Source organism: Agromyces sp. C10, from assembly GCF_023217995.1.
GTDB lineage: Bacteria > Actinomycetota > Actinomycetes > Actinomycetales > Microbacteriaceae > Agromyces > Agromyces indicus.
Genome location: NZ_JALPSX010000009.1, coordinates 111,196 through 122,931, shown reverse-complemented (window position 1 = coordinate 122,931; position 11,736 = coordinate 111,196). Strand labels below are relative to the sequence as shown.

Sequence of the window (11,736 nt, the reverse complement as noted above, 5' to 3'; positions counted from 1 at the left end):
GGCATCGGCATTGGCACTGAGGGCGAATCGGGCCGCGCGCCTGTGTCGCCGGTAGGGTCCGGGTAGTCAAGGTCGGATATGAGACATCCGGAGCGCGCACGAGCAGCTCACCACTACAGCTCGATCGCGCGACGTGGTGACACATTGGTCATCACGATGTCGGACCGGCTCGGTCGCTCGACTGCGAACGGTGCTCACCTTCGCTAGCTGCGCGATCGCGGCGCCAGCCTCCGGGCGCGATCGAACTCAACCCCGTCCCCCGGAACCCCGGCACGGGGAGAGTGAGTCCCCCCGGCGTGTCCGGAGACGGAATTCCTTGGAAGGATCGTCTTCATGGCACGTCCCGGCAAGTATCCGCGTGAGCTTCGTGAGCGCGCGGTCCGGATGGTCGTCGAGGTGCGGCCGGATTATCCGAGCGAGTACCAGGCGATGGCCGCGGTGGCGCAGATGCTCGGCATCGGCTCTCCGGAAACGGTGCGCACCTGGATGCGCCGGCATCAGGTCGACGCCGGCGTCCGGCCCGGCGTCACCAGCGAGGCCGCTGAAGAGCTCAAGCGGTTGCGGCGGGAGAACGCCGAGTTGCGGCGAGCTAACGAGATCTTGAAGGCGGCTTCGGCTTTCTTCGCGGCCGAGCTCGACCGGCCACAGCAGCGGTAGTCGCGTTCATCCGGGAGCACAAGGACCGTACCGACGGTGGGCTCCGGTGGGGTGTCGAGTCGATCTGCGCCGTGCTCACCCAGCACGGCTGCAGCATCGCCCCATTGACCTACTACGACGCCCGCAATCGCACGCCGTCCGCGCGGGAGGTGTCCGACGAGCGGTGGAAGCCGATCATCCTGACCACGTGGCAGCAGCATCACCGTCGGCTCGGTGCCCGCAAGCTCTGGCTCCGGCTGCGCCGCAACGGGCACGACATCGCCCGGTGCACCGTCGAACGACTCATGCGCGAGCTCGGCATCGGCGGCGTCGTGCGCGGCAAACGCAGACACCCCGCCGATGTGGATCCGCGGGAAACCAGGCCGGCTGACCTCGTCGACCGGCACTTCCGACGGTTCCGCACGAACCAGCTGTGGGTGGCCGACTTCACGTACGTGTGGACGTGGTCCGGGTGGGTGTACGTCGCGTTCGTGTTCGACGCGCACTCCCGCCGCATCCTCGGCTGGCGGGCCGCCACGTCGATGACGACGCCGCTCGTGCTGGATTGCCTCGAGATGGCGTTGTGGACCCGTCGCCGGGAGGGCACGGCCGGGTTCGCCGGGCTGACCCACCACACGGATGCGGGCAGTGTTGGCGGATTCAACCGATCGTCGCAACACCTCGACTTCGGAGGTGGTCAAGGATGGCGACGGCGGACTGGAGCAGGAAGACCAGCGATGTGCCCGAGGGTGCGCGTCGGCAGTGGCGTGCGGATCGGGCGCTGCGTCCGCCGATGCGCTCGCCCGGGCGGCCTGATCCGTCGCGGGCGGTGCAGCGCCAGTTCTGGCGTCTGATCGCGACGGGCATCACCTCAGCCGAGGCCGCGCTGAGGGTGGGCGTGTCCGCACCCGTCGGGACTCGTTGGTTTCGCCACGCTGGTGGCATGGCGCCGATCAGCTTGGCCGAGCCCACCGGCCGCTACCTGTCCTTCGAGGAGCGCGAGGAGATCGCGCTGTTGCGCGCCAAGCAGGTCGGCGTGCGTGAGATCGCGCGCAGGATCGGACGGAACCCCGGGACGATCTCCCGTGAGCTGCGCCGCAACGCGGCCACCCGGAGTGGGAAGCAGGAGTACCGACCGCTGGTCGCGCAGTGGAAGGCGCAGCAGGCGGCGAAGCGACCAAAAGCGGCGAGGCTCGCGACCAACGACCGGTTACGCGAGTACGTCCAGGAGCGGCTCGCCGGCAACGTCCGTCGTCCGGACGGCACCATCGTCGCCGGGCCGCAGCCGCCGGCATGGAAGGGACTGAACAAGCCGCACCGGCAGGACCGGCGGCGGGCGATCGCGTGGAGTCCGGAGCAGATCTCGCACCGGCTGAAGGTCGACTTCCCGGATGATGAATCCATGCGCATCAGCCACGAGGCGATCTACCAGTCGCTGTTCATCCAGGGCCGTGGCGCGCTCAAACGCGAACTCGTGACCTATCTGCGAACGGGTCGAGCGCTACGTCAGCCACGAGCTCGAGCACAGAACCGGCCTCAAGGGCACGTCACGGCAGACGTCGTGTTCTCTCAGCGTCCCGCCGAAGCCGCGGATCGTGCCGTTCCGGGGCACTGGGAAGGTGACCTGATCATCGGCACGGGCCGGTCCGCGATCGGCACGATCGTCGAACGTAAGAGCCGCTCGACTCTGCTGGTGCATCTGCCACGGCTGGAAGGCTATGGCGAGATCGCGCCGGTGAAGAATGGCCCGTCGCTCGGCGGCTACGGCGCCGTCGCGATGAACGCCGCGCTCACGGCGTCGATGACGAAGCTTCCCGGGCAGCTCCGCAAGACGCTCACCTGGGATCGTGGCAAGGAGCTCTCCGGGCACGCCCTATTCGCCCTCGAAACCGGCACGAAGGTGTTCTTCGCCGACCCGCCCTCGCCTTGGCAGCGGCCGACGAATGAGAACACCAACGGGCTGTTGCGTCAGTACTTCCCGAAGGGCACGGACCTCTCCCGATGGTCCGCCGAGGACCTCGAAGCCGTCGCCCTCGCGCTCAACAACAGGCCCCGCAAGAGCCTCGACTGGAAGACTCCCGCCGAGGTGTTCGAGGAGCAGCTACGCTCACTCCAACAACTCGGTGTTGCATCGACCGGTTGAACCCAGGGTTTACACCTCGATCGCGTTCACCGACCGGCTCGTCGACGAAGGGATCGACCCGTCCGTCGGGTCCGTCGGTGACGCGTACGACAACTCCCTCGCGGAGTCCCAGATCGGGCTCTACAAGTCCGAGCTGATCCATCACGAGGGCCCGTGGCGCGACGTCGACCAGGTCGAAGCGGCCACAGCGGGATGGGTGCAGTGGTTCAACACCGAGCGCACCCACGGCTCGATCGACGACCTCACGCCGCTCGAGCTCGAACAGCTCGACTACGCTCGCACCGAACCCCTCGAACGAGCGGGCTGACACCAACAAACCGCTCTCCGGACACGCCGGGGGGACTCATTGCTCCAACAGGACGGTGTTGCAACGACCGGTTGAACCTAGTCAGTTTCGTTCCAGGGCCATGGCACGCGAATTGCGCCGACACGACATGGTCGGATCCATGGGCCGAGTCGGAGCCGCAGGCGATAACGCCGCGATGGAAAGCTTCTGGTCGCTGCTGCAGACCAACGTCCTGAATCAGCACCGATGGGCAACCCGCCAGGACCTGCGCCTGGCGATCGTCGTCTGGATCGAGCGGAAGTACCACCGGCAACGAGCCCAGGACGCACTCGGCGGGTTGACGCCGATCGAATTCGAGACGAAGCTAACCGAGCCGCACACCCTCGCGGCCTAAACCCAACCTGTCACCACTGCGTTCTTCACGCCCATTCGTCGAGCTCGGCGTCCTCGCCGCAGTCGACCCGAACGCGTACAACCGTCGCTTCTACGCGCCGTGCGTGCTCACAGTCCTCACCCAAGGCGAGGCGTGAGTCCCCCGGCGTGTCCGGAGTCGAACCCGCCCTCTCGGAGGCGTGGACGGGCGACGGCGTGGGCTGCTACGCTACCGACATCCACACGGGAGTCCCAGCAGGGGCTGAGATCGGGCTGACGCTGCCCGCGACCGTCGAACCTGTTCGGGTCATGCCGGCGTAGGAAGTAGGAGCCTGATGAGCGCGCTCGAATCGTCCCATTCGCTCTCGTATCTGCACGATGCGGAGCACGACATCCGGGTGCCCGTCACCCGCATCGCCCTCGGCGACTCGCCGAACGGCGAGTCCAACGAGGCGTTCCTCGCCTACCGGACCGAGGGGCCCGGATGCGATCCCGTGCGCGGACTGCCGCCGTTGCGCGAGCGGTGGGTCGAGGCGCGCGGCGACACCGAGACCTACGAGGGTCGGCCGCGCAACCTCCACGACGACGGCCGCGGTGCGGCGCGTCGCGGTGCGGCATCCGCCGAATGGAAGGGCGAGGCCCGGATGCCGCGCCGTGCTGCTCCGGGTCGCACCGTCACCCAGATGCACTACGCCCGCCGGGGCGAGATCACGCCGGAGATGCGCTTCGTCGCGCTGCGCGAGCAGTGCGATGTCGAGCTCGTCCGCTCCGAGCTCGCCGCGGGCCGCGCGATCATCCCCGCGAACATCAACCACCCCGAGGCCGAGCCGATGATCATCGGCAGGGCGTTCCTCGTGAAGGTCAACGCGAACATCGGGAACTCCGCCGTCACGAGCTCGATCGCCGAAGAGGTCGACAAGCTGCAGTGGGCGACGAAGTGGGGCGCCGACACCGTGATGGACCTCTCCACCGGCGACGACATCCACACGACGCGCGAGTGGATCATCCGCAACGCTCCCGTGCCGATCGGGACCGTGCCGATCTACCAGGCGCTCGAGAAGGTCGACGGCCAGGCGCATCGATTGAACTGGGAGGTGTTCCGCGACACGGTCATCGAGCAGTGCGAGCAGGGCGTGGACTACATGACGGTCCATGCCGGGGTGCTCCTGCGCTACGTGCCCCTGACCGCGGAGCGCGTCACGGGCATCGTCTCGCGCGGCGGGTCGATCATGGCCGGCTGGTGCCTCGCGCACCATCGGGAGAACTTCCTCTACACGCACTTCGACGAGCTCTGCGAGATCTTCGCCCGCTACGACGTCGCCTTCTCGCTCGGCGACGGCCTGCGCCCGGGTTCGATCGCCGATGCGAACGACGCGGCGCAGTTCGCCGAGCTCGACACGCTCGCCGAGCTCACGAAGCGCGCCTGGGCCCACGACGTGCAGGTCATGGTCGAGGGGCCCGGCCACGTGCCGTTCCACCTCGTGCGAGAGAACGTCGAACGCCAGCAGGAGCTCTGCGATGGGGCGCCCTTCTACACGCTGGGCCCGCTCGTGACCGACGTCGCGCCCGGCTACGACCACATCACCTCGGCGATCGGTGCGACCGAGATCGCCCGGTACGGCACCGCGATGCTCTGCTATGTCACGCCGAAGGAGCACCTCGGACTGCCCGACCGCGACGACGTGAAGACGGGCGTCATCACGTACAAGATCGCCGCGCACGCGGCCGACCTCGCGAAGGGGCATCCGGGCGCACGCACGCGGGACGACGCGCTCTCGAAGGCTCGGTTCGAGTTCCGCTGGCGCGACCAGTTCGCGCTCGCGCTCGACCCCGACACGGCCGAGGCATTCCACGACGAGACGCTCCCCGCGGAGCCCGCGAAGACCGCGCACTTCTGCTCGATGTGCGGCCCGAAGTTCTGCTCGATGCGGATCTCGCAGGACATCCGCGACGCCTTCGGCGGACCGGCGGAGCAGGCCGCGATCGCCGGGATGCGCGAGAAGTCGGCCGACTTCCTCGCCGCAGGCGGCAGCGTCTACCTCGGCGAGCCCGGTGTCCGCCGCTGACGCGGGCGCGTCAGTCGAGGGGAGGGAGCGCGGCGCGCAGCCGGCGGGCCGCGTCGGCGGGGTCGTCGGCCTCGGTGATCGCCCGCACCACGACGATGCGCCGTGCGCCCGCCTCGACGACGGCGTCGACGTTCGCATGATCGATGCCGCCGATCGCGAACCACGGCCGGACGGTCTCGAGCGCGGCGGCACGGCGCACGGGTTCGAGTCCGATGCCGGCGCGGCCGGGCTTGGTCGGGGTCGCCCACACGGGCCCGACGCAGAAGTAGTCGAGGTCGGGGTCGGCGCTCGCCGCCTCGAGTTGCGCCGCGCTGTGCGTGCTCCGTCCGATGGAGCTGCCGTCGGCGACGAGGCGTCGGGCGGCTGCGACGGGCAGGTCGCCCTGGCCGAGGTGCAGCACGGGTGCACCGGCGATCGCGGCGATGTCGGCGCGGTCGTTCACCGCCCACAGGGCGCCGTGGCGCTCGGCCGCATCGCGGAGCACGGCGAGCGACTCGAGCTCGGCGGCCGCCTCGAGCCCCTTGTCGCGCAGCTGGACGATGTCGACGCCGCCCGCGAATGCGGCGTCGACGAACTCGGCGAAATCGCCCTGCCGTTCGCGGGCGTCGGTGCAGAGGTAGAGGCGAGCGGTCTCGAGGGGCACGACGCGAGTGTAGTGGCTCGGGTGCGGGCGGCCGGGCCCGGTGCCCCCGGGCACGCGTCCGGTGGAGCGGATGTCGCGGCCGGGGTTCGCATCGCCCACCGGGCCGGGACCGGGCCGGACGACCGAGCCGACGTCGCGATCGTGGGCGGCGGCATCATCGGCCTCGCGATCGCCTGGGAACTCGTCCGCTCCGGACGCAGCGTGCGCGTGATCGACCCGCACCCGGCGCGCGGAGCCACGTATGCCGCCGCAGGGATGCTCGCACCGGCGAGCGAGTTCCACTACGGCGAGGAGCACGCGCTCACCCTCGGGCTGGCCGCCGCCGAACGTTATCCCGCCTTCGTCGACACCCTCCCGGAAGCGGGTGCCGCCGGCTTCGAGCCGGCGCCGACCCTCGTCGTCGGCGTCGACGACGCCGACCGCGCGGTGCTCGCCGACCTCGCCGCGGCGCAGGCGCGTCTCGGCCTCGACGTGGCCCCGATCGGAACGCGCGACGCACGTCGGCTCGAACCGCTGCTCGGGCCTCGCGTGGGCGCCGCGTACCTCATCGACGGCGATCATCGGGTCGACCCGCGCGCGCTCGCCGCGGTGCTCCGGGACGCGATCCACGGCGAACAGGCCGACGCGATCGTCGCCGCAACAGCGCGGCGGGTCCTCAGGGACGCCCGCGGCGCGGCGCTCGGGGTCGAGCTCGCGGACGGCGGCAGGATCGCGGCATCCGAGGTCGTCGTGGCCAACGCGCTCGGCGCAGCACGACTCGCCGCCCTACCGGAGCACGTCCTGCGGCCCGTCCACGGCGACATCCTCCGGCTGCGCGCACCCGAGGCGCTGCGGCCGTTGCTGACCGCGACCGTGCGGGGTCTCGTGCGGGGCGCCCCGGTCTACCTCGTGCCGCGCCGCGACGGCACGGTCGTGCTCGGCGCGACACAACGCGAGCACGGCGGCCCCGTGATCTCGGCGGGCGGCGTGCACGCGCTGCTGCGCGACGCACGGGAGCTCCTCCCAGCCGTCGACGAGCTCGAGCTCGTCGACGCCGTCGCCCGGTCCCGGCCCGCGACGCCCGACCACGTGCCCCTCGTCGGCCGGGTGGGGCCGGGGCTCCTCGTCGCGACCGGCACCCACCGCAACGGCGTGCTGCTCGCCCCCCTCATCGCCGAGCTCTGCCGGGAGCTCGTCGAGGGAGCCGAGCTGTCGGCCTGGCCGATGCTCCGGCCCGACCGGTTCGCACCGGCATCCGCCACCGCCCGCAGCGCGATCGGGTCCGGCCCCGTCGCATCCCACCTGACTCGTTCCGAGGAGCACGCATGATCGACGTCCACGTGAACGGCAGCGCCATGACGCTGCCGGAGCCGACGACCGTGGGAGCGCTCGTCGCGCTCCTCACGGGGCGCACGCTCGACGAGCGCGGCGCCGCCGCCGACGGCGAACCGCTCGGCATCGCCGTCGCCGTCAACGAGGCGGTCGTGCCGCGCGGTCGCTGGTCGGCGCGTGCGCTCGCCGTCGGCGACCGGGTCGAGGTGCTCACAGCGGCCCAGGGCGGCTGAGATGGACGAGCTCGTCATCGCCGGCATCCCGCTCGCCTCTCGCCTCATCATGGGTACCGGCGGGGCGCCCAGCCTGCACGCGCTCGGCGCCGCGCTCGACGCCTCCGGGACCGCGTTGACGACCGTCGCGGTCCGCCGCTACGGCGCGGGCTCGGGCGCCGGGGGATCGCTCTTCGGCCTGCTGCGCGAGCGCGGCATCCGCCTGCTGCCGAACACCGCCGGGTGCCTGACCGCCCGGGAGGCCGTGACGACCGCGGAACTCGCGCGCGACGCCTTCGAGACCGACTGGGTCAAGCTCGAGGTCGTCGCCGACGATCGCACGCTCCTGCCCGACGCGCTCGAACTCGTTGACGCGACCGAGCAGCTCGTCGCGCGCGGATTCCGGGTGTTCGCGTACACGAACGACGATCCGGCGCTCGCGTTGCGCCTCGAGGAACTCGGCGCCGCCGTCGTGATGCCGCTCGGCTCGCCGATCGGCACGGGTCTCGGGGTGCTCAACCCGCACAACATCGAGCTCATCGTCGCGCGTTCCTCGGTGCCGATCGTGCTCGACGCAGGCATCGGCACCGCATCGGACGCGGCGCTTGCCATGGAACTCGGCTGCGACGGCGTGCTGCTCGCGACCGCGGTGACTCGGGCGCAGGATCCGGCCGGGATGGCCGCCGCGTTCCGGCACGCCGTGATCGCGGGCCGGCTGGCGGAGGTCTCGGGGCGCATCCCGCGCCGTCGGCATGCGCTCGCCTCGTCGCCCCCCGAGGGGATGGCGGCGCTGTGAGCGGCATGCTGACGCCTCTCGTCGGGCCTGGGGCGGAACTCGATGACGAGGCGATCGAGCGGTACTCCCGGCAGCTGTTCCTTCCCGGGTTCGGGGTGGACGGGCAGCGGCGCCTGCGGAACGCGCGCGTACTCGTCGTCGGTGCCGGCGGGCTCGGCGCGCCGGCGCTGCTCGGCCTCGCGAGTGCCGGTGTCGGCGTGCTCGGCATCGTCGACTCCGACCGGGTCGAGCTCGGCAATCTGCAACGGCAGTTCGCGCACCGACTCCGGGACGTCGGCAAGCGCAAGACCCGCTCGGCGAGCCGCGCCGTCCGGGCGCTGAATCCGGGCGTCGTCGTGCGCGAACATCCCGTGCGGCTGACTTCGGCGAACGCGTCCGGGATCCTCGCCGAGTACGACCTCGTGATCGACGGATCCGACAACTTCGCGACCCGCTACCTCGTGGCCGACACCGCCGAGCAGCTCGGTCTGCCGAGCGTCTGGGGCTCGGTGCTGCGTTTCGAGGGGCAGCTCAGCGTGTTCTGGGGCGCCCATGGGGCGCGGTACCGCGATCTCTATCCCGACGCGCCGCGCGGCGCGCCGAGCTGCGGAACAGCCGGCGTGTTCGGCCCGCTCTGCGCCGTCATCGGTGCGCAGATGGCGGCCGAGGCGATCAAGCTCATCACGGGCACCGGGCGGGTGCTGCTCGGCCGGGTCGGCGTCTTCGACGCGCTGCACGGCGAGTGGCGCGGATTCGCGCTCGAGGGGGCGAGCGAGGCGTCGGCGGAGACGCGCCCGGTCGGCATCGTCACGGCGTCGGCGCTCCGGCACGAACTCGCCGAGGCCGACGGCAACCCGACCCTCGTCGACGTGCGGGAATCCGGTGAACCGGGCGGCATCGCGGGAGCCGTGCGTGTGCCGTTGTCGGCGCTGCAGGCCGGCAGCGTGGCCGCCCTGGACGGCGAGATCGTCGTGTACTGCGCTCGGGGCATCCGTTCCGGTCCGGCCGCCGAGCTGCTGCGGCGCGCAGGGCACGCGCGCGTGCGCACCCTGGCCGGCGGTCTCGCGGCGTGGGAGGCGTCGGCGCCGCGACGGCCTGAAGGGCTTGCCTGACGCGATCGGCGAGATCTGGCCGCCATGACCGTGCAGACTTGTTTCCTGCATCTGGTGCGCAACTCGCTGCGGTACGCGTCGAAAAGTACTGGTCGAAGGGTCATCAGCCAGCTGCGCAACGTGCACACCGCTCCCACCGCGCCGGCCATGTCTACTCGTCGAATACCTGCATATGATATGTAGTCCGTTCCTGTCAAGTGGGCAGGGTGAGGCGCCGTCCGGGTTCGTCCCGGGCGGCGCCTCTTGCTTCGTCGACTCAGCTGGTCCGGTGAGCGTGTCGGACGACGCGCGGTCAGTCTGATATTCGCGGGTTGGGTACCGCAGGACGGTTCTTCGGCAGGAGCGTGACCAGCGTGTCTAGGAACGAGCGTCGTCGGGCTGTGCCCGACTGCTCATTGTTGCGCCCCGGGTCTGGTGGAGGCTCCTGGTATCCGGAAAGGATGAGGGGCATGCCGAAGTTGAAGAAGTATCCGCCTGAGTTGAAGGAGCGTGCGGTTCGGCTCGTGCTCGCTGCTCGTGACGAGGACGGCGGCCGTCGCGGTGCGTGCACTCGGATCGCGCAGCAGTTGGGCGTCAACGTGGACACGCTCCGCGGTTGGGTGCACCGGGCCGAGATCGACGGCGGTGTCCGGCCGGGCCTGACCACGAGCGACAGCGAACGGATCGCGGACCTCGAGCGTGAGGTGCGGGAGTTGCGGCGGGCGAATGCGATCCTGCGCAGCGCATCGGCTTTCTTCGCGGCGGAGCTCGACCGCCCACGCAGCTGATGGTCGATTACATCGACGCGCACAAGGACGAGTTCGGGGTCGAGCCGATCTGCCAGGAACTGCCGATCGCCCCATCGACGTACTACGCGAGCAAGACCCGGCCCCCGTCCCCGCGTGCACTCAGTGATGAGGTCGCGTTGGGTGAGATCCGGCGGGTGCACGCGGACAACCTCGGCGTGTACGGCGCCCGGAAGGTCCACGCGCAACTGCGTCGCGAGGGCCACCGATACGCCAGATGCACGGTCGAGCGGTTGATGCGCCGCGACGGGCTGCGCGGGGTGCAGCGGGCACGCGGGCCGCGTACCACGATCCCGGGCGATCCGGCCGAGCTCCCGTTGGACCTGGTCGAGCGGGCCTTCACCGCTACGGCGCCCGACCAGCTGTGGGTCGCCGACATCACCTACTGAGTCCCCCCGGCGTGCCCGAGAGTGTATCGCTGGTGTCAGTTCGCTCGTTCGAGGGGTTCGGTGCGAGCGTAGTCGAGCTGCTCCAGCTCGAGCCCGGGCGCTTAGCCAATCCGGGTCCCAGCGGTCACGGTTAACTCACGGTTTTGCCGAGTTCACCACGACTCACTCGGGCTCACATTTCGCGTGATTCCGCGGCTCGTGAGCCCGAGTGAGCCACTATGAACCGGCACTTAGGAACTTCTGCTTCCCAAGCAGACAGCGCGGGTTCGATTCCCGTCATCGGCTCTTCGTAAATTTAGCCTGATCAGACGGATTTTCCGCACGAGTATCGATGGATGTCGATTCGATTTGTTTTCCTCGAATCACGGTTTACTCACGGTTAATGATTCGACTTGTTCTCATGAGCGCGCTCGGCTCAACTCCGTCGACCGACGCGCTCGCTGACCCGCGCATCCACCGTCCGTGTGCTCGACGGTGTCCCTCGCTCACTCGGCTCGCGTACGGCTGTCTGGCAACGGACGGATCGAGCTATGCCGACTCGCCGAATCTCGCCCATGGGGCAACCAAGAAGTCAACGTGGGCGGGTGGCGGGCGAACATCTGGCAAGGCGACTTCCCGCGACACAACACAAAGGATGATGGGTTCCTGACGACCGCGCCGGCGCGATCGTTCGTACCGAACGGGTACGGACTCTGGCAGCCCGTCGGCAACGTCTGGGAATGGTGCTCCGACTGGTTCGACCCGAGCTCCTACCAACTACATTCCGTAGCGAACCCACAGGGCCCCGCGAGCGGCAGCGCGAAGGTACTACGCGGTGGCAGTTATCTCTGCCACATCTCCTACTGCAACCGATACCGAAACTCGGCCCGGTCGCAGAACACGCCCGACTCTTCCATGGGCAACGCGGGATTCCGAACCGTTCGCGCACCGAGCACATAGCACCTTACGCCTGAGCGAACCTACGACTCGTTCGGCTGAATCGACCAGCGCTCCCTCGTTGCCCGCC

The 11,736-nt window shown here is 69.9% G+C and carries 10 protein-coding genes, 4 pseudogenes, 1 riboswitch and 1 other annotated feature; of the genes and pseudogenes, 13 read left to right on the top strand and 1 reads right to left on the bottom strand.

Annotated features, from left to right (window positions below; genetic code table 11):
* Window positions 1-333 precede the first annotated feature (333 nt).
* The 5 genes and pseudogenes from M1L56_RS16225 to thiC all read left to right on the top strand — a co-directional run.
* Window positions 334-1,286 (top strand): annotated as a pseudogene (locus tag M1L56_RS16225) (IS3 family transposase); the annotation flags it as partial.
* A 293-nt stretch (window positions 1,287-1,579) separates the two neighbouring features.
* Window positions 1,580-2,779 (top strand): IS30 family transposase, encoded by a 1,200-nt coding sequence (locus M1L56_RS11720; protein ID WP_248599367.1) that lies wholly within the window; start codon window positions 1,580-1,582, stop codon window positions 2,777-2,779.
* Between the two features lie 10 nt (window positions 2,780-2,789).
* A pseudogene (locus M1L56_RS11715) lies at window positions 2,790-3,086 on the top strand (integrase core domain-containing protein); the annotation flags it as partial.
* Between the two features lie 79 nt (window positions 3,087-3,165).
* Window positions 3,166-3,459 (top strand): annotated as a pseudogene (locus M1L56_RS11710) (integrase core domain-containing protein); the annotation flags it as partial.
* 211 nt (window positions 3,460-3,670) lie between these two features.
* Window positions 3,671-3,778: riboswitch (TPP riboswitch) on the top strand.
* The gene (gene thiC, locus M1L56_RS11705; RefSeq protein WP_248599366.1) at window positions 3,773-5,503 is read left to right on the top strand and encodes a phosphomethylpyrimidine synthase ThiC; all 1,731 of its coding nucleotides are present in this window, start codon (window positions 3,773-3,775) and stop codon (window positions 5,501-5,503) included. Its footprint overlaps the riboswitch before it by 6 nt.
* A 10-nt stretch (window positions 5,504-5,513) precedes the next feature.
* Here the strand turns inward: thiC and thiE are convergent, their stop codons facing one another.
* Window positions 5,514-6,146, bottom strand: coding sequence for a thiamine phosphate synthase (gene thiE, locus M1L56_RS11700; protein ID WP_248599365.1), 633 nt, complete (start codon window positions 6,144-6,146; stop codon window positions 5,514-5,516).
* A 12-nt stretch (window positions 6,147-6,158) separates the two neighbouring features.
* On the opposite strand from thiE, the gene thiO reads away from it, so the two are divergent.
* The 8 genes and pseudogenes from thiO to M1L56_RS11660 all read left to right on the top strand — a co-directional run.
* Window positions 6,159-7,454 carry a glycine oxidase ThiO gene (gene thiO / locus M1L56_RS11695; protein WP_248599364.1) on the top strand — a complete coding sequence of 432 codons (1,296 nt, stop codon included), beginning with the start codon at window positions 6,159-6,161 and terminating at the stop codon, window positions 7,452-7,454.
* The gene (gene thiS / locus M1L56_RS11690; protein WP_282573508.1) at window positions 7,451-7,690 is read left to right on the top strand and encodes a sulfur carrier protein ThiS; all 240 of its coding nucleotides are present in this window, start codon (window positions 7,451-7,453) and stop codon (window positions 7,688-7,690) included. The genes thiO and thiS overlap by 4 nt, the downstream gene beginning before the upstream one ends.
* A gap of 1 nt (window position 7,691) precedes the next feature.
* A complete protein-coding gene (locus tag M1L56_RS11685) occupies window positions 7,692-8,465 on the top strand; it encodes a thiazole synthase (RefSeq protein ID WP_248599363.1) in 774 nt (257 codons plus the stop codon).
* Window positions 8,466-8,470: 5 nt separating this feature from the next.
* Window positions 8,471-9,556: a ThiF family adenylyltransferase gene (locus M1L56_RS11680; RefSeq protein WP_248599362.1), complete on the top strand. Its 1,086-nt coding sequence runs from the start codon at window positions 8,471-8,473 to the stop codon at window positions 9,554-9,556.
* Window positions 9,557-9,580: 24 nt separating this feature from the next.
* Window positions 9,581-9,739, top strand: a complete 159-nt coding sequence (locus M1L56_RS11675; RefSeq protein WP_248599361.1) for a transposase — start codon at window positions 9,581-9,583, stop codon at window positions 9,737-9,739.
* 266 nt (window positions 9,740-10,005) lie between these two features.
* A complete protein-coding gene (locus tag M1L56_RS11670; RefSeq protein ID WP_248599360.1) occupies window positions 10,006-10,323 on the top strand; it encodes a transposase in 318 nt (105 codons plus the stop codon).
* Window positions 10,284-10,397: a sequence feature (AL1L pseudoknot), on the top strand. Its footprint overlaps the gene before it by 40 nt.
* Entirely contained in the window at window positions 10,323-10,730 is a 408-nt protein-coding gene (locus M1L56_RS11665; protein ID WP_248599359.1) for an IS3 family transposase, read from the top strand. It overlaps the preceding feature by 75 nt. The genes M1L56_RS11670 and M1L56_RS11665 overlap by 1 nt, the downstream gene beginning before the upstream one ends.
* Before the next feature lie 552 nt (window positions 10,731-11,282).
* A pseudogene (locus M1L56_RS11660) lies at window positions 11,283-11,669 on the top strand (formylglycine-generating enzyme family protein); the annotation flags it as partial.
* Window positions 11,670-11,736: the final 67 nt, after the last annotated feature.

Excerpts from the sequence above, each read along its gene's own strand:
- M1L56_RS11720 (WP_248599367.1), top strand. The coding sequence starts at position 1,580 with ATGGCGCCGATCAGCTTGGCCGAGCCCACCGGCCGCTACCTGTCCTTC.
- thiC (WP_248599366.1), top strand. The coding sequence starts at position 3,773 with ATGAGCGCGCTCGAATCGTCCCATTCGCTCTCGTATCTGCACGATGCG.
- thiS (WP_282573508.1), top strand. The coding sequence starts at position 7,451 with ATGATCGACGTCCACGTGAACGGCAGCGCCATGACGCTGCCGGAGCCG.
- M1L56_RS11685 (WP_248599363.1), top strand. The coding sequence starts at position 7,692 with ATGGACGAGCTCGTCATCGCCGGCATCCCGCTCGCCTCTCGCCTCATC.
- M1L56_RS11680 (WP_248599362.1), top strand. The coding sequence starts at position 8,471 with ATGCTGACGCCTCTCGTCGGGCCTGGGGCGGAACTCGATGACGAGGCG.
- M1L56_RS11675 (WP_248599361.1), top strand. The coding sequence starts at position 9,581 with ATGACCGTGCAGACTTGTTTCCTGCATCTGGTGCGCAACTCGCTGCGG.
- M1L56_RS11670 (WP_248599360.1), top strand. The coding sequence starts at position 10,006 with ATGCCGAAGTTGAAGAAGTATCCGCCTGAGTTGAAGGAGCGTGCGGTT.
- M1L56_RS11665 (WP_248599359.1), top strand. The coding sequence starts at position 10,323 with ATGGTCGATTACATCGACGCGCACAAGGACGAGTTCGGGGTCGAGCCG.